General features: G+C 70.1%; 1 protein-coding gene. It reads right to left on the bottom strand.

The window, feature by feature from the left end; genetic code table 11:
• Nucleotides 1-91 precede the first annotated feature (91 nt).
• On the bottom strand, nucleotides 92-26,866 hold the full coding sequence (locus BR31_RS27145; protein ID WP_051636868.1) for a non-ribosomal peptide synthase/polyketide synthase: 26,775 nt from the start codon (nucleotides 26,864-26,866) through the stop codon (nucleotides 92-94).
• Nucleotides 26,867-26,870 lie beyond the last annotated feature (4 nt).

Raw genomic sequence — 26,870 nt, 5'->3', positions numbered from 1 at the left:
CACGGAATTCCAGAAACGCGCGAACACGCGCGGTCCACCCGAGGGCTCAGACGTGCGAACTCCATCGATATCACCTCGGATGCGAACGTCCTCAGAATACGCCCTCAACCGGCGCATCGAGGTGCTCCGCCAGCACCGACCCGATCACCGAAACCGCCTCGGGCTCGATCATCTGATTGTGATCGCAGTCCACCTCGATCTCCAGGAGCTCGCCGGTGATCGCCTGCCGCCATTCCTGAGCGGTGTGCCCGCTCGCCGATCTCGAAGCGGTGAAGAACAGCAGGTCACCGTCGAAGAGCGCGGGGCTGAACCGGGACATGTTCTCCGCGGAATCGGCGAAGCCGTCAGCGATCCGCTCGAGATGCGCAGCGGTCAGTCCCATGTCCTGGCCGAGCGAGTCGTTGAGCAGCTCCGCCGCCCGCTCGTAGGTCAGGTCGCCATCACCGGCGGCCTCGACCTCGAGGCCGAGGCCTGCGAGCAGTTCCTCGGCGCTCAGCCGTGGCTGGACCGGCTCCCCGGTCACCGCGTAGCTGTCCATCAGTGCGAGGGTCGCCACCTCGTTGCCCGCGCCGCGGAGTTCGACCGCCATCGCGTGCGCCACACACCCGCCCAACGACCAGCCGAGCAGGTGGTACGGGCCCTGCGGTTGGATCGACCGCAGCTCCTCGACATAGCGGTGCGCGAGCTGCTCCACCGAGTCGAAGTGCACGCCTTCGCTGATCGTCGGGAGTTGCAGCCCATAGACGGGCCGGTCGGCGGCGAGCTGCGCGACCAGGCCGGCATACCCCCAGGACAGACCGATTCCGGGGTGCACACAGAACAACGGTGCCTTGCTGCCGGTCGAGCGCAGGGAGATCACCACAGACAGCGCCTCCTCGAGGCCCGAGGCACCGACCCCGGTGACCTCGCCGTCCAGGTCCGCGATGCGCCGGGCCAGACCGGCGGGCGTCGGATCGAAGAACATCAGTTGCAGCGGGATCGGACGACCGAGCCGCTCGTGCAGATCCGCCATCACGCGCGTGGCGACCAGCGAGTTCCCGCCGAGGTCGAAGAAGCTGTCGTCGACACCGACCCGGTCGAGGCCGAGGATCGCCTCGAACGCTCCGACGACGGCCTCCTCGAGCGGACTGCCCGGCGCCCGGAACTCCTCCGTCCGCGCACCGAATTCGGGTGCGGGCAGGGCATTTCGGTCGAGCTTTCCGACGGGCGTCAACGGGACCTCGCTCAGCACCCGGATGGACGAGGGCACCATGTACGCCGGGAGGAAAGCCGCGGCATGCGCCTTGACCTCCCCCGGTTCGAGGGTGACGCCGTCGTGTGGGAGCACGTACGACACCAGGACGGTGTCGCCGGTTGGCCCGGCGTGCCCGATCGTCGTGGCGAAGCTGACCCCCTGCAGACCCATCAGCACGGCGTCGATCTCGCCCAGCTCGATCCGGAACCCCCGCACCTTGACCTGGAAGTCGCTGCGGCCGAGGTAGTCGAGGGTGTGGTCGGGCAGCCATCGCACGAGATCGCCGGTCCGGTACATCCTCGACCCGTTCTGTTCGAACGGGTTGGCCACGAAGCGCTGGGCGGTCAACCCACCCTTGCCGTGATAGCCGCGCGCGAGGGCGGGACCGAACACGTACAGCTCGCCGGACACCCCCATCGGCACCGGACGCAGCCGGGAATCGAGCACCGCCACACCGAAACCGATTGCGGGCCCGCCGATGTCGACCGCCTTCCCGGCGAGCATCGGACCGCCGACGGCTGCCTGCACCGTCGTCTCGGTGGGGCCGTACCCGTTGTACATCCGGCGTCCGGGTGCCCAGCGCGCGACGAGTTCCGGCGGGCATGCCTCCCCCGCGACGACGAGGACCTCCACGCCCTCGAGGCCGCGGTGGTCGATCGACGAGAGCGCCGTCGGGGTGACCAGTGCATGGGTGACGCCCTCCTCGCGCAGCAGGTCCGCGAGCTCGACGCCGCCGAAGACGGTGGGCGGGACGATCACCAGGCGCGCGGCCGCCCCGAACGCCATCAGCAGCTCGTACACCGACGCATCGAAACTGGGCGACGCCAGGTGCGACACCCGCGACTCGTGCGTCACCTCGAAGAGCTCACGCTCCTGCCTCGCGAGGTTGGCCAGCCCGCCGTGGGTGACCACGACCCCCTTGGGCACGCCGGTCGAACCCGAGGTGTAGATCAGGTAGGCGGGATGCTCGTGCCGCAGTGCGGAGATCCGGTCGCGGTCGGTCAGCGGCGCCGACGGGTACCCGTGAACCCAGGCCTGCACCTCGGCCGCATCGAGCGACAACCACGGCACGATGTCCGGCAGGTTCCCCCTACTGCCGCTCGCCGTCAGACCGAGCACCGCCCCGGAATCGGCCAGCATGTGGCCTATTCGCATCGCGGGATGGTTGGGGTCAACCGGTACGAACGCGGCGCCCGCCTTGGTCACGGCCCACACCGAGAGAACCGATTCGATGGACCTCGGCAGTCCGAGCGCCACCACCGACTCGGGCCCGACGCCCCGGTCGACGAGGGCGCGTGCCAACCGGTTCGAGCGCTCGTCCAGCTCGCGGTAGGTCATCGAGGATCCCATGAAGGACAGCGCGACCGAGTCGGGCCTGACCGCGACCGCGTCGGCGAGCAACTCCGGCCAGGTCCGCGGCGGCTCACCAGGCAGGCCCCACGCGGGCGCCAGGTCGGCCCGTTCCCCGGCGTCGAGGATCTCGATGTCACCGACCGGCCTGGCCGGGTCCGCGGTGACGGACTCGAGGATGCGCAGGAACCGCTCCGCGAATCCCCGCACCGTGCCGGGGTCGAACAGGTCCGTCGCGAAGTCGAAGCCTGCCGTCATCCCCGCCGGTGTGCCATCGGTGCCGAACTCCTCGGACAACAGCAGTTCCAGGTCCTCCTTCGCCACGTTCACCTCGAGGTCGACGCCCGACACGGTCAGTCCTGGCAGTTCCAGGCGGGGGCGGAGGTTGTTCTGGAACTCCAGGGACACCTGGAAGATCGGCGAGTACGAGGTGGATCGGATCGGGTTGAGCGCCTCGACAACCCGCTCGAACGGGACATCGGCGTTGCCGAACGCCGCCAGGTCGATCTCGCGCGCCCCTGCGAGCAGTTCGGTGAACGACGCGGCCCCGTCGACGCGACTGCGGAGCACCAGGGTGTTGACGAACATCCCGACGAGATCGTCGAGTTCCGCCTCGCCCCTGCCCGCGACGGGTGTGCCTATCGCGACGTCCTCGGTGCCGCCGAGCCTGCTGAGCAACAGCGCGAGCGCCGCGTGGACGACCATGAACACGCTCGTGTTGTTCTCCCGCGCCAGTGCGACCACCCGGCCGTGCAGGTCGGGCTCGACGGTGAAGTCGACACGATCGCCGTGGAAGGACTGCTGAACGGGTCGGGGCCGATCGGCGGGCAACTGCAGGACATCGGGAAGTCCGGCCAGCGTCTCGGTCCAGAAGTCGAGCTGGCGCGACGCCAGGCTGCCCGGATCGTCCGCGGAGCCGAGCAGATCGTGCTGCCAGAGCGCGTAGTCGGCGTACTGGATCTCCAGCGGCGCCCAGTCCGGCGCGCGGCCGTCGATTCGACTGGTGTACGCGGTCATGACGTCGCGTGCCAACGGGGCCATCGAGAATCCGTCGGCGCAGATGTGATGGACCACGATCGCCAGCACGTGCTCGTCCGGCGCCAGCCGGAACAGGGCGATGCGGTGTGGGACGGCGGTGGTCACATCGAACCCGGTCGCCATGAAGCGGCCGAGGCGATCCGGCAGATCGGTCTCGTCACCGAGATCGATGGGGGTGAGATCCGGTACGACCCCGGTCACCGGGTGGATCACCTGGCGTGGTCCCTCGGTCGACTCGGGGAAGGTGGTGCGCAACGACTCGTGCCGGGCCACGACATCGGCGAGCGCGGCCTGCATCGCCCGCAGGTCGAGGTTGCCGGACAGCCGGACCGCGAGCGGGATGTTGTACGCGGGCGACGACGGGTCGAACTGGTTGATGAACCACATCCGCTGCTGGGCAAGGGAGAGCGGGATGTCCGCAGGCCGCGGGCCCGCGGTCAGCGCGGGCCGGGCGGTGCCGACCGCCGCGTGCCTCTCGACGCGGATGGCGAGCTCGCGCACGGTGGGGGCCTCGAACAGCGCGCGCACGCCGATCTCGGTGTGCAGGGCCGCGTTCAGTCGGGCCATCACGCGGGTTGCGGTCAGCGAGTTGCCGCCCAGATCGAAGAAGTTGTCGTCGAGGCCCGTGCGATCGCATCCGATGACCGCGGTGAAGATGTCCGCGACGGTCTCCTCGATCGGCGTCGTCGGGGCACGGAACTCGGTGGTGGCGAAGACGAAATCCGGTTCCGGCAACGCCTTTCGGTCGAGCTTGCCGACCGGGTTCAACGGGATCTCGTCGAGGAGGGTGACCGCCGAGGGCACCATGTGCGCGGGCAACCGGCTCGCGAGGTGATCGGTGAGTTCGCGGGTCGCCACCATCGCGCCGCCGACCGGCAACACGTACGAGACCAGCACGGTGTCGCCCGACCGTCCGGTGTGTCCGATGGTCGCGGCGAAGGCGACGTCGGGATGATCGGTGAGCGCGGTGTCGATCTCGCCGAGCTCGACACGGAACCCGCGGACCTTGACCTGGAAGTCGCTGCGGCCCACGTACTCGATCGCCAGGTCACCGCTCGCGTCCCTGGTCCACCGGACGACGTCCCCGGTCCGGTACATCCGGGCGCCCGGCTCGAACGGGTTGGCCACGAAGCGGCCGGCGGTCAGTGCCGCCCGCCGGTGGTAGCCGCGTGCCAGCCCGACGCCCGCGAGATACAGCTCGCCCGCGACGCCGACGGGCACCGGTTGCAGCCTCGAGTCCAGCACCAGCTCCGCGACGCCGCGCAGCGGCCCGCCGATGGTGATCCGCTCACCCGGGGTCATCGCCGCGCTGATGTTCGACATGACGGTGGTCTCGGTCGGGCCGTACGCATTGAACAGGCGGCGCCCCGGCGCCCACCTGGCCACCAGGTCCGGCGGGCAGGCCTCGCCGCCGAACACGACGAACTGGAAGTCGTCGAGACCGGCGGGATCCATCGTGGAGAACGCCGCGGTCGTGATGAATGCGTGGGTGACCCGTTCCGCCGCCAGCAGCCGGGTCAGCTCGACGCCGCCGTAGACGGTCGGGGGAACCACCACCATCGTCGCGCCGGCCCCGCAGGCCTGCAGGTATTCGTAGATCGACCCGTCGAAACTCGGCGACGAGAAGTGCAGGGTCCGCGACGCGGGAGTCGCGTGGAACCGCTCGGTCTGCATGGCCGCGAAGTTGTCGAGCCCGCGGTGGGTGACGACGACCCCCTTCGGCACGCCCGTCGATCCCGAGGTGTAGACGATGTACGCGGCGCAGTCGAGCGTGATCGGCGAGATCCGGTCGGCGTCGGTCAGGTCCGCGCAGGACGTTTCTGCACAGTCCGACTCGAACGCTGGGTCGTCGAGCGCGATCCAGTGCGCCGCGGCGGGGAGCCGATGCCGTTCGGCCGCCGTCGTCAGGCCAAGGGTGGCGCCTGCATCGGTGAGCATGTGCTCGATCCGCTCGGCCGGATAGTTCGGGTCGACCGGAACGAACGCGGCCCCGGTCTTGGCCACCGCCCAGACCCCGAGAACCGATTCCACCGAGCGTGGGATGCCTAGTGCGACAAAGGTCTCCGGTCCGGCGCCCTGTGCGATCAGCCGCCGCGCGATCCGGTTCGAGCGCTCGTCGAGTTCGCGGTAGGTGACCTCCCTGCCCTGGAAGCTGAGCGCGATCGCCTCTGGGTCCATCGCCGCGGCGTCCGAGAAGATCTGCGGCAGTGTGCGGATCGACCCTCCTGGATGCCCACGCACCGGCGCCAACTCCCGCTGCTCCCGCTCGTCGAGCACCTGTACCCGGGCCACCGGGAGGTCGAGGTCCAGGTGGTCGAGCACGCGCTGCACCCGCAGCAGGATCGACTCGACGCTGTCGCGGTCGAACAGATCGGGGAGGTACTCGAGCTTGAGGTGCACACGGGCGTCCACGGACGCGACGAGGCACAGCGGGTAGTGCGCGGAGTCGGATCCCTCCACGTCGACCACCCGCATGCCCGCGATGTCCGTCTCCTCGGACAGCCCGGAACGGTCAACGGGATAGGACTCGAACACGGCCAGCGTGTCGAAGCCGAGCCCCTCCCCTGCCGCACGCTTGATCTCGGGCAGGCCCATGTAGTGGTGATCGAGTACGGCGGCCTGTTCGGTCTGGACCCGGTCGAGCAGTTCGCCGACGGTCTCCCCCGGCAGCAGCCGGACCCGGACCGGGATCGTGTTGATGAACAGCCCGATCATCGATTCGATACCGGAGATCTGCGGCGGGCGCCCGGACACCGTCGCGCCGAAGACGACGTCGTCGCGGCCGGTCAGCACGCCGAGCACGATGGCCCACACGGCCTGCACGACGGTGTTGAGGGTCAATCCACGCTCGCGGGCCAGCGCCCGGAGGCGGTCGGTCTGTTGCTCGGTGAGCGAGTGCTCCACCTCGTTCGAGACCGTGGACACCTCCCGGCCGGGATCGGCCGGGACGAGCAGGGTCGGATCGGTGACCCCTGCGAGGGCGGTGGTCCATGCCGCGGTGGACTCGGCGGCATCGCGCTCCGACAGCCATTCGAGGTAGTCACGGTACGAGCGGACACGGGGCAGGACCTCCTGGTCGCCGTCCGTCGCGTACAGAACCAGCAGCTCGCGCAGCATCAGCGGGGTGGACCAGCCGTCGAGCAGGATGTGATGGTTGGTCATCACCAGGCGGTAGTGCTCCGGTGCCGTCCTGATCATCGTGAACCGCAGCAGTGGCGCCCGTGCCATGTCGAAGCGGGTGACCCGGTCCGCGGCGAGTCGCGCCGTCAGCTCCGCCTCGCGCACCACCGGATCCAGAGCCGAGAGGTCGACCTCGCTCCACGGCAGCGTCACCCGGTTCTGGATGACCTGTACCGACCGGCCCTCCTCGTCCTGGACGAAGGCCGCCCGTAGGTTCGCGTGCCGGTCCAGCAGCGCCTGGCCGGCCCGGCGCATCCGCTGTGGGTCGACGACCCCGCGTAGTTCCAGTCCGAGCTGGACCAGATAGGAGTCGACGGATTCGTCGGACAGCAAGGCGTGGAACAGCATTCCGGATTGGAGCGGCGACATCGACCAGATGTCCGTCAGGTCGGGGTACCGGCTCTCGAGCTCGTCGATCGCGGACTGGTCGAGGTCCACGAGATCCAGGTCCGACGGGGTCAGCCCGCCCGCGCGGGGGCCCGCGGCGTGGATCGCCAGGGCCCGCAGCGCGCGGATCCACAGCTCCGCGACCTCCTCCACCTCGGCCGCGGTGAGCACCCCGCCGGGGAACGACCACGTCGCCCGCAACTGCGGGCCGTTCTCGGTGGCCCTGGTCATCGCGTTGATGTCCAGCACCGCCGCGACCGGCATCCCCGGGTTGTGCGGGTCGCCCAGCCCCGCGTAGTCGACCGGCAGCCATGCCGCCTCACCGGGACCGCCTGCCGCGGCCGTCGCGAACCGGCCCAGGTAGTTGAAGCTGATCTGTGGCACCGGCAGGTCACGCAGGACGGCCGCCGAAGCGTCGTCGAGGTACCGCAGCATGCCGAAACCGATGCCGTGGTCCGGGATCGCCAGCAGCTGCTCCTTGACCGCCTTCACCGCTGCGCCGGCGGCGGGCCCGCCCGCGAACGCCTCGTCGAGGTCGACGCCCGAGAGATCGAGGCGCACAGGGAATATGGTCGTGAACCAGCCCAGGGTGCGGCCGAGGTCGGCGCCGGGAACGACCTGTTCCTCGCGGCCGTGGCCCTCGAGGTTGACCAGCGCACCGTCGGCCCACACGCCCCGCTCGCGCCGCCACCGGGTGATCGCCATCGCCAGCGCGGCGAGCAGGGCATCGTTGACGCTGCCGTGGAACGCCTGCGGCAACGAGGTCAGGACGGCCTCGGTCACATTGGTCGGCACCGAGACCTGGACCTTCTGCACGGTCGAGTTGAGATCGAGGGCGCGGTCCCGCGGCCTGCTGCCGAGCACCGGGTCCTCGGCCGCAAGCATCTCCCGCCACAGGTCCAGCTCGGCGATGCGCTCCTCGCGGTGCACGGCCTCGGTCAGTCCGTGCGACCACCGACGCAGGGATGTCCCGACGGGCGCGAGCGCGGGCTCGGCACCGGAGTCGATCTGCGCCCAAGCCGTGGCCAGGTCCGGGACCAGGATGCGCCAGGACACCCCGTCGATCGCGACGTGGTGGGCGAGCACCAGCAGCCGGCCCTGTCCCTCGGGCGGATCGAACCAGACGACCTGCAGCATGATCCCGGCCGCGGGATCCAACCGATCGGCGGCCGCGTCCAGCTCGGCCGCGGCGATCGCGGTGAACTCCTCGCCCACCACCGTCGGTACGGCGACCCGCCGGAGCATCAGGTCCCCGTGCTCCGAGCCAACGGGTTGCACCTCCAGGAACCAGTCGCCCCGATCCGAGCGCAACCGCGCGCGCAGCGCGTCGTGGTGATCGACGACGGCCTGCACAGCACGCCGCAACGAGTCCTCGTCGACCTCGGCGGGCAGTGCCAGCACCGCCGCCTGTCCGTAGCGGTGGAACTCACCGCCGCGTTCGAGCATCCACCGCACGATCGGCGTGAGCGGAACCGTTCCGACGCCGCCGTCGGGAAGCTCCTCCAGCACCTCGGCGCCCGCCGCCTCGGCGACGCGGGCGACCTCGGCGAGTGCGGCAACCGTCTTACGCTCGAAGACATCTCGGGGCGTGATGACGACTCCGGCGGACTTCGCCCTCGCGACCAGCTGGATCGACATGATGCTGTCGCCACCGAGCGCGAAGAACGAGTCCTCGACGCCGACCGACTCGAGTCCGAGCGCCTCCGCGAACAGCTCGGCCAGCACCCGTTCCGCCTCGCTGACCGGAGCCCGGCTCGCCGTCACCCGCGCCCCGAAGTCCGGGGCGGGCAGCGCCTTCCTGTCCAGCTTGCCGTTCGCGGTCAGCGGCAGCTCGTCGAGGACCACCAGCGCGGCCGGCACCATGTGCGCGGCGAGCGACTCCGCCGCGAAATCGGAGACGGCGCCGACGTCGAGGACCGTGCCCGCCTCCGGCACCAGGTACCCGACGAGGCGGACACCACCGCTGCCGTCGTCGCGGGCCAGCACCACGGTCTGCGCGACGCCGGGGCTGCGCAGCAGCGCGGACTCGATCTCACCGAGCTCGATCCGGAACCCGCGGACCTTCACCTGGAAGTCACTGCGGCCCAGGTATTCCAGCTCACCGTCGGTGTTCCATCTGGCCACGTCGCCGGACCGGTACATCCGTGCACCGTCGGCACGGAACGGGTCGGCCACGAAACGGCCGGACGTGAGGGCGGCCCTGCCGAGGTAGCCGCGAGCGGCCTGGGCACCCGAGACATACATTTCGCCCGAGACACCGGGCGGGACCGGGTGCAGTCGCTCGTCGAGGACGTACACCCGCAGCCCGGGCAGACCTCGGCCGATGACGGACGCGGAGGCCTCGGCCGCGAACTCCCGGTCCAGGGGGATGTGGCTGACGTGCACCGTGGTCTCGGTGATGCCGTACATGTTGACCAGGGCGGGCGAAGTGTCGCCGTGCCTGCTGTACCAGCGGCCCAGCTGACCGAGGTCGAGCGCCTCGCCGCCGAAGATCACGTACCGCAGGCTGAGCCCGGCCGGGTCGCCGCGCTCCGACGCCACCCGGTCTGCCTCGGCCAACTGGTAGAACGCGGTCGGCGTCTGGTTGAGCACCGTCACCCGCTCGCGCCGCAACAGCTCCAGGAACATCTCCGGTTCGCGGGCGGTGTAGTGGTCGACGACCACGAGAGTGCCGCCGTACAGCAGCGGGCCCCACAGCTCCCACACCGAGAAGTCGAAGGCGTAGGAGTGGAACATCGTCCACACATCCGTGTGGTCGAATCCGAACCTGCCCTCGGTGTTGGCCATCAGTGTCGCCACGTTCCGATGCGAGACCAGAACGCCCTTCGGTCGCCCGGTCGACCCGGAGGTGTAGATCACGTACGCCAACGACGCCGGTTCCAGCACGCCGCGGCGATCCGCGTCGGTGATCGGTGCGGAGGACAGGGCGTCGAGCTCGGCAACGACCTCCGGCGCGTCGAGGCGGACGGTCGGGATCGCCGATCCGGGCACCGACTCGGCGTCCGCCACCGTGGTCAGAACGCACACCGGCCGCGAGTCCTCGAGCATGAAGGCCAGCCGTTCGGCGGGATAGGTCACGTCCACCGGCAGGTAGCCGCCGCCTGCCTTGATCACCGCGAGCAGCGCGACGACCAGGTCGGCGGAACGCGGCATCGCCACGGCCACCAGGTCCTCCGGCCCCACCCCGAGGGAGATCAGGTGGCGGGCAAGGCGGTTGGCCCTGTCGTCGAGTTCCGCGTAGGTCAGGGAGGTGTTCTCGAAGGTGACCGCGACGGCTCCTCGGTGCTCCGCGGCGATGCGCGCGAACAGGTCCGCGAGGGTCGCGGGCCCGACCGCGACGCCCTCCTCCCCGACGAGCAACCGATCCCGCTCTGCGGGGTCCACGATGTCGATGTCGCCGATCGTGCGGTCCGGGTCGGCGGTGACCGCATCGAGGATGCGCAGGTACCGCTCGGCGAAGGACGCGGCGGTGTCCCGATCGAAAAGGTCGGTGGCGAAGGTGAACCCGGCGCTCATGCCCGCGGGCTCACCGTGCTCGTCGTGATGTTCGCCGATGGTCAGCTGCAGGTCGAACTTGGACACACCCAGGTCGTGGTCGACCGCGTCGACGGCGAGTCCCGGCAGCTCGAGGTGGGCCGACAGATTGTTCTGGTACTCGATCAACACCTGGAACAGCGGCGAGTGCGAGGTGGAGCGTTCCGGTGCCAGCACGTCGACCAGTCGCTCGAACGGCAGGTCCGCGTTCCCGAACGCCGCCAGGTCGGTTTCCCGGACCTGGGTCAGCAGGTCGGTGAAGGTCGCCGCCGCCGGGGCGTCGCTGCGCAGGACGAGAGTGTTGACGAACATCCCGACCATGTCGTCGAGCTCCGCCTCGCCGCGCCCGGCGACCGGGGTGCCGATGGCGATGTCGGCGGTGCCGGACAGACGGGCGAGCAGCACCGCGAGGGTGGCGTGCGCCACCATGAACATCGTCGAATTGTTCTGCCGGGCAATCGTCGCCAGCTTCCGGTGGATACGCGGGCCGATCTCGAAATCGACCACCTCCCCACGGAAGGAGCGGGCAAGCGGGCGCGGCCGGTCCGCCGGTAGCTGCAGCAGGTCGGGCAGCCCGGCGAGGTTCGACGTCCAGTACGCCAGCTGCCGGGAGATCACCGAGTCGGGGTCGTCCTCCGAACCGAGCAGCTCGTGCTGCCAGAGCGTGAAGTCGGCATACTGCACGGCCAGCGGGGCCCATTCGGGGTCCCGCCCCTCGACCCGCGAGCTGTACGCGGTCATGACGTCGCGGGCCAACGGTGCCATCGAGAAGCCGTCCGCGGCGATGTGGTGCACCACGACGGTCAGGACGTGCTCGGTCTCGCCGAGTTCGAAAAGGCCCGCGCGCAGCGGGACCTCACGCGTGACATCGAAACCCGCCGAGACGAAGGACGCGATCCGGTCCGCCAGGTCCACCTCGACGACCTCGACCGGTACCAGATCCGGCCCGGCCTGTGCGGCGTCCACGATCCGCTGGACCGGCTGCCCGTCGATGGTCGGGAACTCGGTGCGCAGCGACTCGTGCCTGGTCAGCACGTCGCGGATCGCGGCGCGCAGGGCGATCACGTCCAGCCGACCGGTGAGGCGGATGGCGAGGGGAATGTTGTACGCCGACGAGGCGGTGTCGAATTGGTTGATGAACCACATCCGCTGCTGCGCCAGCGAGAGCGGGATGCGGTCGGGGCGGGAGACCGGACGCAGCGCGGGGCGATCGGTCCGGTCCGCCGTGTGGTGCTCGATGGCGGCCGCCAGGCGATGCACGGTGGGCGCCTCGAACAACGCTCGCACGCCGATCTGCGTGCCGAGCGCGTCGTTGACCCGGGCGATGACGCGGGTCGCGGTCAGCGAATTGCCGCCCAGCTCGAAGAAGTCGTCGTCGACACCGATCCGATCGGCACCGAGGACCGCGACGAACACGTCCGCGATGGCCTCCTCTGCCGGTGTCGAGGGCGCACGGAACTCCGTGGTGGACAGCACGTACTCCGGCGCGGGCAGCGCCTTTCGGTCGAGCTTGCCGACAGGGGTGAGCGGGATCTCCTCGATCATCACGATCGAGGACGGCACCATGTGTCCCGGCAGCCGGGTGGCGGCGTGCGCGGTGAGGCGGGCGGCAAGGCCCGACTCGGATCCGTTCGAGGCGGCCGCGGCCGCGACCGGCAACACGTAGGCGACCAGCCTGGTGTCCCCGGACGGGCCGGTGTGACCGATCGTGGTCGCGAAGTCGACATCCGGGTGATCGGTGAGCACGGCGTCGATCTCGCCGAGCTCGATCCGGAATCCGCGTACCTTCACCTGGGAGTCGGCGCGCCCCAGGTACTCGAGCCTGCCGTCGTCCGTCCACCGGGCGAGGTCGCCGGTGCGGTACATCCGCGAACCCGGCTCACCGTGCGGGCTCGCGACGAACCGCCCGGCGGTCAGCGGCCCGCGGCGATGATAGCCCCTGGCCAGACCGGCTCCGGCGACGTACAACTCGCCCGGCACACCCACCGGCACCGGCTGCAGCCGGGAGTCGAGGACGACCTCGGCGATGCCACGGATCGGGCCACCGATGGTGACGGACTCGCCCGCCGACATCGCGTCGCTCATGTTCGTCGCGACGGTGGCCTCGGTGGGTCCGTACGCGTTGAACAGCCGCCGTGGCGGTGTCGCCCACTGTCCGACCAGCTCGCGCGGGACGGCCTCGCCACCGACGACCACGGAGGCGAACTCGTCCAGTCCGTCGGGTTCGATCGAGGCAAGCGCGGACGGGGTGAGGAAGCCGTGCGTGACGCGCTGGGCGCGTAGCAGTTCCGCGAGTTCCGCGCCGCCGTAGACGGTCGGTGGCGCGATCACCATCGTCGCACCCGGCCCGAACACAAGCAGGTACTCGAGGACCGAGGCGTCGAAGCTGGGCGAGGAGAAGTGCAGGACCCGCGACGTGGCCTCCGTCCCGCAGCGGGCCCGCTCCTCGGCGGCGAAGTTGTCCAGCCCCCGATGAGTGACGACGACACCCTTCGGCATGCCCGTCGACCCCGAGGTGTAGATCAGGTAGGCCGGGTTGTCGAAACCCAGCGCGGCGCGCCGGTCGGCATCGGTGACGGGGGCCGCGGACATGCGCGCACAGTCCCGAACGAAGTCGGGATCGTCGATCGCCATCCAATCGACCCCGCCCGGCAGTGAATCGCGCTCGGTCGTGACCGTCAGCCCCTCGGTCACGCCCGCGTCGGTGAGCATGTGCACGATGCGCTCGGATGGGTAGTTCGGGTCCACCGGCACGAAGGCCGCACCGCTCTTGGCCACCGCCCACACCGCGAGCACGGACTCGATCGAGCGAGATACCGCCACCGCCACGAAGCTCTCGGCACACGCTCCGCGTTCGATCAGGACCCGGGCCAACCGGTTCGAGCGTTCGTCGAGTTCGCGATAGGTCACCGAGTCGTCGCCGCAGATCACGGCGACGGCGTCCGCCCGGCGGGCAGCCGCGTCGGCGAGCAACTGCGGAAGCAACCGGAAGGACAGTCCCCTCGGCCCCTGCACGGGCGCGAGCCGATCGCGCTCGGCGGCGCTGAGCAGGTCGAGGCCTGCCAGCGCCGTGCCGGGATCGGCTGCGACGGCCGCCAGCACCCGGACCACCCGGCCCGCAATGGATTCCACACTGGCTCGATCCAGCAGGTCGGGTAGGTACGTGAGCCGAAGCCGCAGTTCCGCGTCGGCGGAGGCGATCACGGTCAGCGGATAGTGTGTCGCGTCGCCGCCCTCGATCACATCGGCGATCCGCATCCCGGCGATGTCGGTGACCTGGGACAGCCCGGCCCTGTCGACGGGATACGACTCGAACACGGTGAGGGTGTCGAAGCCGAGCCCGGGTCCGACCGCCTGAGCGATCTCCGGCAGTCCCAGATGGTGGTGGTCGAGCAGGGCGGCCTGGTCGCTCTGGACCCGGCTCAACAACTCACCGAGAGTCTCGTTGGGGTCCAGGGTGATTCGAACCGGGAGCGTGTTGATGAACAATCCGATCATCGTCTCGACGCCCGCGACCTGCGGTGGCCTGCCGGAGACGGTGGCCCCGAACACCACGTCGTCCCGTGCGGTCAGCAGCCCGAGCACGATCCCCCATGCGGCCTGCACCATGGTGTTCAGCGTGACGCCGTGCGTCCGGGCCACCTCGCGCAGCGCGTCGGTCTGCTCCTCGCTGACCGAGGCGTACACCTCCCCCGGCACGGTGCTCAGTTCGCGTCCCGGCTCCGCGGGGACGAGCAGCGTCGGTTCCTCGACGTCGGCGAACGCTCGCACCCACGCGTTCGTCGAATCCGAGATGTCCCGGCGCGCGAGCCATTCCAGATAGTTCCGGTAGGGCGCCACCCGCGGGAGCACACCGGTGTCACCTTCGGTGGCGTAGAGGACGAGCAGCTCCTTGAGCAGCAACGGCGTCGACCACCCGTCGAGCAGGATGTGATGGTTGGTCATGTAGATCCGGTGGCGGTTCGGGCCCGTCTTGATCAGCATGAACCGCATCAACGGCGGCGTGGCCATGTCGAAACGGGTGGCGCGATCCGCGGCGAGGATCGTCGCGAGCCGCGCCTCGAGCACGGCCGGATCCTCCTCGGACAGGTCCAGCTCGACCCATGGCACCTCGACCCGCTCGGCGATCAGCTGAACCGGCTCGGCGTCGCCGTCCTGGTGGAAGGCGGCACGCAGATTGGGGTGCCGCTCCAGTAGTGCCTGTGCGGCTCGCCGCATCCGCTCCGCGTCGACGACGCCGTCCAGCTCCAGCCCGAGCTGGACGAGGTAGGCGTCGACCGAGCAATCCGACAGCAACGCGTGGAACAGCAGACCCTTCTGCAGCGGGGCCATCGTCCAGACGTCGGACAGGTCGGGGTACCGGCTCTCGAGCCGGTCGATCGCGGCCTGGTCCAGGGACACCAATCCGAGGTCCGAGGGGGTCAGGCCGCCCGCGCCAGGGGATTCGGCGTGCCCGGCGAGCGCCGTGAGCGCCGCCGCCCACAGCTCGGCGAGCTCCCTGGCCTCGTCCTCGGCGAGGACCCCGGTGGGGAACGCCCAGGTGGCCCGCAGCTGGGGGCCGTCGGGGGTCGTCGCGGTGATCGCGTTGACGTCGACGGCCGCCGCGACGGGCAGCCGGGGATCCGTGACGCCCGCGAGGTCCCCCGCGTCCTCGACCGGAAGCCAGCCGGTGTCACCGTGATCGGACGCGGCGGTGGTGAAGCGGCCCAGGTAGTTGAAGCTGATCTGCGGTGCGGCGAGCTCGCCGAGGACCGAGGCGGCCGCGTGGTCGAGGTGGCGCAGCATCCCGTACCCGATGCCGTGATCCGGGATGGCCAGCAATTGCTCCTTCACGGACTTGATCGCGGCGCCTGCCGCCGGTCCGCCCGCGAAGGCGTCATCGAGGTCGATGCCGGACAGGTCGAGGCGCACCGGGAACACCGCGGTGAACCAGCCGACCGTGCGCGTCAGATCCGCTCCCGGCACGACCTGTGCCTCGCGACCGTGACCCTCGAGGTTGACGAGAGCGCCGTTCGTGCGCACGCCCCTGTTCTCGCGCCAGCGGGCCAACGCCAACGCCAGGGCCGTGAGCAGGCCGTCGTTCACGCTGCCGTGGAACGCCGAGGGCAGCGTGGTGAGCACCGCCTCGGTCACCGAGGGCGGCAGATCGATCTCGACCCTGGCCACCGTGGCATTGACGTCGACAGCCGGATCGAGCGGCCTCGAACCGAGCAGCGGGTCCGGTTCGGCCAGCATCCGGGTCCAGGTGTCCAGCTCCCCGGACCTGTCTCGCGCGGCATCGGCCAGGGCGTGGGCCCAGCGGCGCATCGAGGTACCGACGGCGGCGAGGTCCGGCCGCCCGCCCGCCTCCAGCTGCGCCCATGCGGTCGCGAGGTCGGGGATCAGCACCCGCCAGGACACCCCGTCCACCACGAGGTGATGCGCGACCACGAGCAGCCGTCCGACGCCGGCTGGGGTCTCGAACCACACCGCCTGCACCATGGTCCCTGCGGACGGATCGAGTCTGCCCTGCGCCTGTGCCAGCGTGTCGGCCACCGCGGCGGTGAACTCCGGACCGGCGACCTCGTCGACCGGGATCCGGCGGAGCACTGTCGCCGACGACACGGCTCCTGTCGGTCGCACCTCGAGTCCCCAGTGTCCCGGCCCCCCGTGCAGTCGGGAACGGAGCATGTCGTGTCGGTCCAGCACCGCCTGCAGCGCGCGTTCGAGCACGTCGCGGTCCATCCCCGGCGGGAGCGTGAGCAGCACGGACTGGGAATAGCGGTCGAAGTCGCCGCCGCGCTCGAGCAGCCAGCGCACGATCGGCGTCAGCGGTACCTCGCCGACCCCACCCCCCGGGAGCTCGTCGAGCGTGGGCACCTCGGCCGTCTCGCCGACGACAGCGACCTGGGCGAGCGCGGCGACGGTCTTGTGCTCGAAGACATCCCGCGGCGAGAGGAACACACCCGCCGTCTTGGCCCGCGACACCAACTGGATCGACATGATGCTGTCGCCGCCGAGGGCGAAGAACGAATCATCGGCACCGATCGCCTCCACCCCGAGCACCTCGGCGAACAACCCGGCCAGCACTCGCTCGGTCTCGGTGACCGGCGCCCTCCCCTCGGTCGTACGCGCACCGAAGTCGGGCGCGGGCAACGCCTTTCGATCGATCTTGCCCGCGGGCGTCAGCGGCAGCTCGTCCAGCACCACCAGCGCGGCAGGCACCATGTGCGGCGCCAGCACCTCACCGACCGAGGCCAGGACCTCCGCGGCACCGAGTTCGGCGCCCTCGTCGGGCACCACGTAGCCGAAGAGCCGCCCGACGCCGCGACCGTCATCGCGGACGGTTGCCACCGCATCGGACACCCCGGCGCAGTCCCGCAACGCCGATTCGACCTCGCCGAGCTCGATCCGGAATCCGCGGACCTTGACCTGGAAGTCGCTGCGGCCCAGGTAGGCCAGTTGACCGTCGGGACGCCAGCGCACCACGTCGCCGGTGCGGTACATCCGGGATCCGGGGTCTCCGAAGGGGTTCGCCAGGAACCGGTCCGCGGTCGCCCTCGACCTCCGGTGGTACCCGCGGGCCAGTCCGGGCCCCATGACATAGAGCTCACCCGCGACACCGACCGGAACCGGGTGCAGGCGCTCGTCGAGGACCAGCACGCCGCACCCGACCGGCGGGCGTCCGATCGCGACCGCAGCGCCGGGGACCATCGGATCGCTGACACTGGCGACGACGGTCGCCTCGGTGGGCCCATAGGCGTTGAACATCGTGGCCGTCCCCGCCCACTGGCGCACCAGTTCCGGCGGGCAGGTGTCGCCGCCGGTCACCACGCACTCGAGGGCATCGAGTCCGGCGGGGTCGACGGAGGCCAGCGCGGCCGGGGTGACGAAGGCGTGGGTGACCCGCTCGCGAGCGAGCAGTTCGGCCAGTTCCGCGCCCCCGTAGAAGGTCGGCGGCGCGATCACCATCGTGGCACCCGCGCCGAAGGCCAGCAGCAGCTCCAGCACGGACGCGTCGAAGCTCGGCGAGGAGAAGTGCAGGGTCCGCGACGCCGGGCCGACGGCGAACCGGGTGCGTTCGTCGGCGGCGAAGTTCGCCAGGCCGCGGTGGGTGAGCACCACGCCCTTCGGGACACCGGTCGAGCCGGAGGTGTAGATCAGGTAGGCGGGGTGCCCGAGCAGCAGCGGGGCGCGCCGGTCGGTGTCGGTGACCGCGGTACCGGGCTGTCCGTCGACCTCGGCACCGAATCCCGGGTCGTCGAGGACCAGCCAGTCCGCCGTGTCCGGCAGCTGCGCACGCGACCGCGACACCGTGAGACCGAGCGCGGCCCCGGAATCGGTCAGCATGTGCTCGATGCGCTCGGCCGGATAGCTCGGGTCCACCGGCACGTAGGCGGCTCCCGCCTTGGCCACCGCCCACACCGAGAGCACCGACTCGATCGACCGGGCCATCCCGAGGGCGACGATCGATTCCGGGCCGATGCCCCGGCCGATGAGCACCCGCGCCAGCCTGTTCGAGCGTTCGTCCAGTGCGCGGTAGGTCAGAGTCGTGTCCTCGCAGATCACCGCAACGGCATCGGGATCGATCGCGGCGGCGTCCGAGAGCAGCTGGGGCAGGGTGCGTGGCGGCACCTCGGCGGGACCGGTGACCGGCGTCAGCGACCGGCGCTCGCTCGGATCGAGCAACTCGATGTCCCCCACCGCGATCGACGGATCGGCGGTCGCGGCCTCGAGGACCCGGACGAACCGCGCGGCGAGGCCGTCCACCGTCGCCGGGTCGAAGAGATCCGTGGCGAAGGTGAACGCGGCCGCAACCCCCGCAGGGCCGCCGTCCCCGTCATAGCGCTCGTCGAGGGTCAGCTGCAGATCGAAGTTCGCTGTGACGGTATCGAGTTCAACGGGCTCGATGACGAGCCCCGGCAGCTCCAGCCGCGCCCGTTCGGTGTTCTTGAACTCGAGCATCACCTGGAACAACGGGGAATGCGCGGTCGACCGTTGCGGGGCGAGGACGTCCACCAGTCGCTCGAACGGAAGGTCTGCGTGACCGAACGCGCCGAGATCCGTCTCGCGCACCGAGTCGAGCAACTCGGCGAAGGTGGCCGAGCGATCGACCCGGGTACGCAGGACGAGGGTGTTGACGAACATGCCGACGAGGTCGTCCAGTGCGGCCTCGCCGCGGCCGGCGATCGGCGTCCCGACCGCGACATCGTCGGTGTCCGACAGCCGGCTCAGCAGTACCGCCAGGACGGCGTGCATCGCCATGAACACGCTCGAACTGCGCTCCCTCGCGGTCGCGACGAGCCTGCGATGGGTGTCCGCGTCGATCGAGAACTCCACCCGGTCGCCGCGCAGCGATCGCTCGGCGGGCCGTTGCCGGTCGACCGGCAGTGCCAGCACCTCGGGAAGGCCGGACAGCGTCCGCGTCCAGTAGTCCAGCTGCCGCGCGATCAGGGACTCGGGGTCCTCCTCGGAGCCGAGCATCTCGCGCTGCCAGAGCGCGTAGTCGGCATACTGCACCGGCAGCGGTGTCCACTGCGGGAGCTCGCCTGCTATCCGGGAGCTGTAGGCCGCCATGACATCCCGGGCCAGCGGGACCAGTGAGAAGCCGTCGGCCGAGATGTGGTGCACGACGACGACGAGGACGTGCTCGGTCTCGCTCAGTTCGAACAGCGCCGCCCGCAACGGAACCCGCGCCGTCACGTCGAAGCCGGCGGCGACGAACCGGGCGAGCTCCTCGGGCATCGCATCCTGCGGAACCGCGACCGGCCGCAGGTCACCCACCACCTCGTCGGCGTCGACGACCACCTGCATCGGCTCCCCGTCGACGAGCGGGAACATCGTGCGCAGGGCCTCGTGCCTGTCGACCACGTCGAGGATGGCCGTACGCATGGCGTCGGCGTCGAGTGCGCCGGAGAGTCGGACGGGCAGTGCCACGTTGTACGCGGAGGACGACGTGTCGAACTGGTTCATGAACCACATCCGGCGCTGCGCTAGCGAGACGGGCACCCGCGGTGACCGGGCGGATGCGAGCAAGGCGGGACGCGCAACCGCCCGCGAACTCTGGGTCTCGGCGCACACGGCGAGCGCGGCCACCGTCGGCGAGTCGAAGAGCTCGCGGACCCCGATCCGGGTGTCGACGGCCGCGTTGACCCTTGCCACCATCCTGGTCGCCACCAGTGAGTTCCCGCCGAGGTCGAAGAAGTTGTCGTACACACCGATCCGGCCGAGCCCGAGCAGGTCCGCGAAGATCGACGCGATGATCTCCTCGATCGGGTTCCGCGGTGCCACGAACTCGGACGTCTTGGCCGCGAAGATCGGTTCGGGGAGAGCGGAACGATTGAGCTTGCCGGTCGAGCCGAGGGGGAATTCCTCCAGCACCATCAGCTGTGCGGGCACCATGTAGCCGGGCAACCTCGAGGCGGCCCCTTCGATCACGCCGTCGGTGTCGATCTCCTGGCCGCGCTCGGCGACCAGGTACCCGATCAGCGAATCGCCCGTGAGAGGGTCGCTGTGCATCGTCACCGCCGCTTGAGCCACCGCGGGGTGTTCGAGCAGGGCCAGCTCGATCTCGGACAGCTCGATGCGCAGGCCCCGCATCTTGACCTGGAAGTCGGTGCGGCCGAGGTACTCGATGTTCCCGGTCTCGTTCCACCGCACCAGGTCGCCGGTGCGATACATCCGCTCGCCCGGCGCGAAGGGGTTGGCCACGAATCGGTCCGCGGTGAGGTCCGCGCGACCGACGTAGCCGCGTGCCAGCTGGACACCGCCCAGATACAGCTCGCCCGCGACGCCGACCGGGACCGGGTTCAACCGGCCGTCGAGCACGTACACCCGGGTGTTCCACACCGGGGCGCCGATGGGCACGACCACCTCGTCCGCGGCGGTGCACGCCCAGTACGTCACGTCGACCGAGGCCTCGGTCGGTCCGTACAGATTGTGCAGTTCCGCGACGCTGAACTGACGGAACGCCTCGGCCGCCGACGGCGCGAGCGCCTCACCGCTGCAGAACACCCGGCGCAACGACCGGCATCGGGCCGGATGCGCACCCGCGGTGAAGGTCGCCAGCATCGAGGGCACGAAGTGCATCGTGGTGACGCGTTCGGTCTCGATCAGCCGCGACAGGTAGTCCGGGTCCCGATGCCCGTCGGGGGCGGCGACCACCAGCCGTGCGCCGGTCTGCAGCGGCCAGAAGAACTCCCACACCGAGACGTCGAAGGTGGCGGGGGTCTTCTGCAGCACCACGTCCTCGGGCGTCAGGGGGTACCGGTGCTGCATCCACGACAACCTGTTGGCGATCCCGGCGTGGGTGACCGCGACGCCCTTCGGCCTCCCGGTCGAGCCGGAGGTGTAGATCACGTACGCGACGTCGTCCGGGCGAAGACGGCCGAGCCGGTCGGCATCGACGATCGGTGACGGGTCCTGCGCGCTGAGGTCGAGCCGGTCGATCTCCAACGCCTCCACCGAGTCAGGAAGCGCGGCGCGGTCGGTGTGAGTGGTGAGTACGCACACCGGCCTGGCACTGCCGAGCACATATGCTGTCCGGTCCGCGGGGTGATCCGGATCGATCGGCACGTAGGCGCCGCCCGCCTTGACCACCGCGTACATGCCGACCACGAGCTCCATGGAACGTCGCGTGGCCAGGCCGACGGTCGTCTCCGGTCCGACCCCGAGTGAGATCAGGTGGCGGGCCAGTCGATTGGCCGCCGCGTCGAGCTCGGCGTAGGTCAACTGGTCCTGGCCGAACACGACGGCGACCGCGTCGGGGGTGCGCGCGACCTGCTCATCGAAGCGGTCGCCGAGGGTGGTCGCGGGCAGCTCCCGTTCGGTGGCGTTCCAGTCGGTCAGCACCTGCGAACGCTCGCTCCCGTCGAGCAGGTCGACGTCGCCGATCGTCACCGCGACATCCCCGGTGACCGATTCGAGTAACCGGACGAATCGCTGCGCGAACCGGCGGACGCTCGGCGCGTCGAAAAGGTCGGTGGCATAGGAGAACGCCGCCGCGATCCGGCCCGGCGCGCCCTGGTCGTCGTAGGTCTCCGTCAGGGTGAGCTGCAGGTCGAACTTGGCGGTTCCGTTGTCCAGCGCCTCCACGTCCACGATCAGGTCGGGTAGTTCGAGTCGCGTGTGGCCGGTGTTCTGGAGCACCAGCAGCACCTGGAACAGCGGGGAGTAGGCGGTGGACCGTGTCGGGTTGAGCACCTCCACGACCCGCTCGAACGGGACGTCGGTGTGGCCGAACGCGTTGAGGTCCACCGTGCGCGTCTGCTTGACCAACTCCGAGAACGTCACTCCTGGATCGACGGGGGTGCGAAGCACGAGCGTGTTGACGAACATGCCGACCAGGTCGTCGAGCGCGGCCTCGCCCCTACCCGCGATCGGGGTTCCGACGGAGATGTCGGACGACCCGCTCAGCCGAGCCAGCAGCACCGCCAGCGCGGCGTGCAGAACCATGAACAGGCTCGAATCCAACTGCCCCGCACGCGAGATCAGCTTGTTGTGCAGCTCGGCGGAGATCGTGAACTCCTCGACCGCGCCCCGGAAGGACTGCTCCGGCGGGCGGGGGCGGTCCGTTGGCAACTCGAGCACGTCGGGGGCGCCCGCCAGCGCGGCCGTCCAGTAGTCGAGCTGGCCGGAGATCAGGCTGTCGGGGTCGTGCTCGTCACCGAGCAGTTCCCGCTGCCACAGCGAGTAGTCCGCGTACTGCACCTCGAGCGGAGCCCAGTCAGGGGCACCGCCCAGCCTGCGGGCGTTGTACGCGGTCATCACGTCGCGCGCGAGCGGTGCCATGGAGTAGCCGTCGGCGGCGATGTGGTGGACGACCAGGACCAGCACGTGCTCGGTCGGTCCGAGGCGGAGCAGCTCGGTCCGCACCGGGAACTCGGTGGTGACATCGAAGCCGGTCGACGCCAGCCGGGTGACCATCTCGCGCAGGCCGCTCTCGGACACCGGCACCGGCGCCAGGTCCGGCACCACCTCGGAGGCGGGCCGGATCGACTGGAACGGACCGTCGGGAGAATCCGGGAACACGGTCCGCAGCGACTCGTGCCGTTCGACGACATCGGCCAGTGCCCTGGCCAACGCGTCGGGGTCCAGTTCGCCCGCGAGGCGCACGGCGATCGGGATGTTGTACGCAGGCGAGGACGGGTCGAACCGGTTGATGAACCACATCCGTTGCTGCGCAAGGGAGACCGGAACTCGGTCGGGCCGCTCCCCCGCCGCCAACACGGGCCGGTCCGGGTCCCGGCGGCCCATCCGGTCGATGCGCGCGGCGAGCTGCTGGACCGTCGGCGCCTCGAACAGATCCAGCACCCCGATGTCGCTGTCGAGGACGGCATTGATGCGCGCGACCACCCGGGTCGCGATCAGCGAGTTGCCTCCGAGGTCGAAGAAGCTGTCCCTTGTACTGATCCGCTCGACGCTGAGAACCGTCGCGAAGACCCCGGCGACCGCCTCCTCGCTGTGGGTTTCCGGGGCCAGGAACTCGGCGGTCGAGGTGACGAAGTCCGGTGCGGGCAGCGCCTTCCTGTCGAACTTCCCCGCTGGAGTCAGCGGGATCTCGTCGAGCAGGACGATGCTCGACGGCACCATGTGCCCCGGCAGGCGGGCGGCCAGGTGCGCGGTCAGCTCGGCGGCGGCGATCGCGGCGTCGCTCGTCGGGTGCACATACGACACCAGCACCGTGTCCCCGAACGGGCCGGGGTGACCGACGGTGGCTGCGAAGCTGACGTCGGGGTGTGTGGTCAGGGCCGCGTCGATCTCGCCGAGCTCGATCCGGAAACCCCTGATCTTCACCTGGAAGTCGCTGCGTCCGAGGTACTCGAGGGTGTAGCCGTGCCCGTCCTCGGTCGTCGTCCACCGCGCGAGGTCTCCGGTTCGGTACATCCGGGTGCCGGGCTCACCGAACGGGCTGGCCACGAAGCGGTCCGCGGTGGGGACAGGCCGCCGGTGATAGCCGCGGGCGAGGCCGGGGCCGGTGACGTAGAGCTCACCGGGCACCCCCGCGGGTACCGGGTGCAACCGGCCGTCGAGGACCATCTCACCGCACCCGAGTGGTGGTCTGCCGATGGTGACCTGTTCACCGGGGGTCATCCGGGGGCTGATGGACGAGACGATCGTCGTCTCGGTCGGCCCGTACGCATTGAACATCCGATGGCCGGGCGCCCACTGCTGCACGAGTTCCGGCGGGCAGGTGTCGCCGCCGGTGACGAGGCACTCGATGTCGTCGAGGCCTGCGGGGTCGACGGAGGCCAGCGCGGCCGGGGTGACGAAGGCATGGGTGACCCGACGTCGGCCGAGCAGTTCGGCGAGTTCCGCGCCGCCGTAGACGGTCGGCGGGGCGACCACCATCGTGGCACCCGTACCGAACGCCATCAGCAGTTCGAGGACCGACGCGTCGAAACTCGGCGACGAGAAGTGCAGGGTCCGCGACGCCGGGGTGACGGCGAAACGGTCGCGCTCCTCGGCCGCGAGGCTGGCCAGGCCGCGATGGGTGAGCACCACGCCCTTGGGTACGCCGGTCGAGCCGGAGGTGTAGATCAGGTAGGCCGGATGCGTCAGCAGCAGCGGAGCGCGACGATCCTCGTCCGTGACCTGCGCCGGAGAATAGCGCTCGAGGTCCGCCGCCAGGTCGGGTGCGTCGAGGACCAGCCACGGCACCGCGCCGGGAAGTCGGCTCGCGCGCTCGCCGACGGTCAGACCGAGGGCGGCGCCGGAATCGGTGAGCATGTGCTCGATGCGCTCGGCCGGATAGTTCGGGTCGACGGGGACGAACGCGGCGCCGGCCTTGGCCACCGCCCACACCGACAGCACGGACTCGACGGACCGGGCCATCCCCAGCGCCACTATGGATTCCGGGCCCACGCCCCGATCGATCAGCAACCGTGCCAGCCGGTTCGAGCGCTGGTCGAGTTCGCGGTACGTGAGGCTCACGTCCTGGAACACGAGTGCGGCGGAGTCGGGGTCGATGTGCGCGGCGTCGGCGAACAGCTCCGGCAACGTGCGCGGCGGCACCTCCGGGCCCCCGAGCACCGGCGCCAGGGCGTCGCGTTCGTCGGCGTCGAGGAGTTCGATGTCCCCCACCGCGATCGACGGATCCGCGGTCGCGGCATCGAGTATCCGGACGAACCGGGTCGCGAAACCCTCGACGGTGTCCGGATCGAACAGGTCGGTGGCATAGGTGAAAGCCGCCGACATGCCGGCAAGGGCGCCGTCCGCGTCGTGCCGCTCGGCGATGGTCAGGCACAGGTCCACCTCGGGGGCGATACCGTCGGCCTCGACCGATTCGACTGTGAGACCAGGCAGTTCGAGGTGTGGCCGCCGCGAGTTGCGCACCTCGAGCAGCACCTGGACCAGGGGCGCATAGGCCGTCGAGCGGACCGGACAGACCGTCTCGACGAGGCGCTCGAACGACTGCTCGGCATGGTTGAAGGCGCTGAGCTCGCCGAGGGACGCCTCGTGCAGGAGTTTGCCGAACGAGTCGCCGCCATCGACCCGGGTCCGCAGGACCACCGTGTTGTCGAAGGACTCGACGGTGCCGTCCACTGCCGCGGCGTGAACCGCGACCGGGGTGCCGATCGCCACATCGTCGGTGTCGCCGAGCCTGCTCAACAGCACCCCCAGCGCCCCGTGCACCGCGGCGAACACGCTCGAGCTCCGGTCCCTGGACAGCGAGATCAATCGCTCCTGGATGTCGGGGCCGATGTCGAACTCCACGCAATGGCGCCGATCGGACAGCACGATCGGGCGCGGTCGATCCGCAGGCAGCGACAGCACCTCTGGCATCCCTGAGAGGACTCGTGACCAGTGCGCCAGCAGCGAGGACGCCTTGTGCTTTCGTCCACCCATCCGGAAGCTCCGCGCCTGGATCTCCATCAGCCTGGTGTCGGGATCGGCCGCGACGAACCCCTCCAGCATCTCGACGAAGGCGTGGTGCCGCGATCGCAGATCGTCGTCGTCGTACAGGTTCGGGTTGCCCCGGAAGTCGATGACGGTGCTCGGTGGGTTGCCGCTCTGGTAGATGTTGACCAGCAGGTCGTCGACCGGACCCGAGGTCATGATCCGGTTCTCGCCGACGACCGAGCCGAGCGTGACCTGTTGACTGAACAGCATCACGTTGACCATCGGGGCGTGCAGCGATCTGTCGCCGCTGCGCCCGGCGTCCCTGCGGATGTCCTCGAGGCTGCAACGCTGATGCCGCAGCGCGCCCATCAACTCGAGATTGACCCGCTGGACCAACTCGGCGACCGTGTCGCCCGGTCGCACGCTGAGCCGCAGCGGCGCGACATTGACCAGCATCCCGCCGGATCGGTGCAGGACCGAGGTCGTCCGTGCCGAGACCGGGATGTTGACCAGGACCTCCTCGGAGCCGGTCATCTGGGACAGATAGCAGGCGAATCCCGCGATCACCACGGCCGCCGCCGTGGCGCCACGCCGGAGGTCGGAGTCCTCGAGCAGCCGGACGGCGTCGTCGGACAGGGGCGCGCTCGCGAGCCTGCTGCGTGCGACGGCTGGCGCCACGTCCGCGACCAGGCTCGAGCCCTCCTCGATGCCGCGGATCCGATCGGCCCAGTACTTGCGGTCCGACTCGAACCTGCTCGATCCCCGGTACTTCACGTCGAGCTCGTACAGATCCGTCAACGGAGAGCACTTGGCCGGGCCGGCCTCCCGGCCCTCCACCGCGGCGGTGTACAGCGAGGCGATCCGGTTCATCACGGTCGCCCCGCCGTAGCCGTCGAGCGCGACGTGGTGAATCCGGCTGTACCAGAGGTAGTCCCGGTCACCGATCTGAAGGACCGTGATGTCGAAGAGGCGATCGGTCGCGAGGTCCACAGGGGTCGCGTAGTCCCGATGCATCCACTCCTCGGCCGCCGCGGCCGGATCCTCCTCGTCCCGGAAGTCCACGAAGCCGAGCGGTAGACCGATGGATTCGTCGACGAGCTGGAACGGTTCACCGTCGACCTCGATCACCCGGAGGTAGGGCGATTGGAACTCGTGTGCCGCAGTCTTTGCCGCCTGGTGCAGCACCTCGAAATCGATGTCCCCGTGCAGCTCGATGTACTGGGCAACCGTGATCGGAACCGTCGGGGTGAGTTGCTGGGCGAACCACATCGCGCGCTGCGCCGCAGAGAGGGGAAACGCTCCGTCCGGGATGTTGGTAGCCACCGCG

This window comes from Rhodococcus sp. UNC363MFTsu5.1, assembly GCF_000686785.1.
Taxonomy (GTDB): Bacteria; Actinomycetota; Actinomycetes; order Mycobacteriales; family Mycobacteriaceae; genus Rhodococcus_G; species Rhodococcus_G maanshanensis.
Note: the sequence above shows the minus strand (reverse complement) of the source record. Positions and strands in the feature narration are given on the sequence as shown.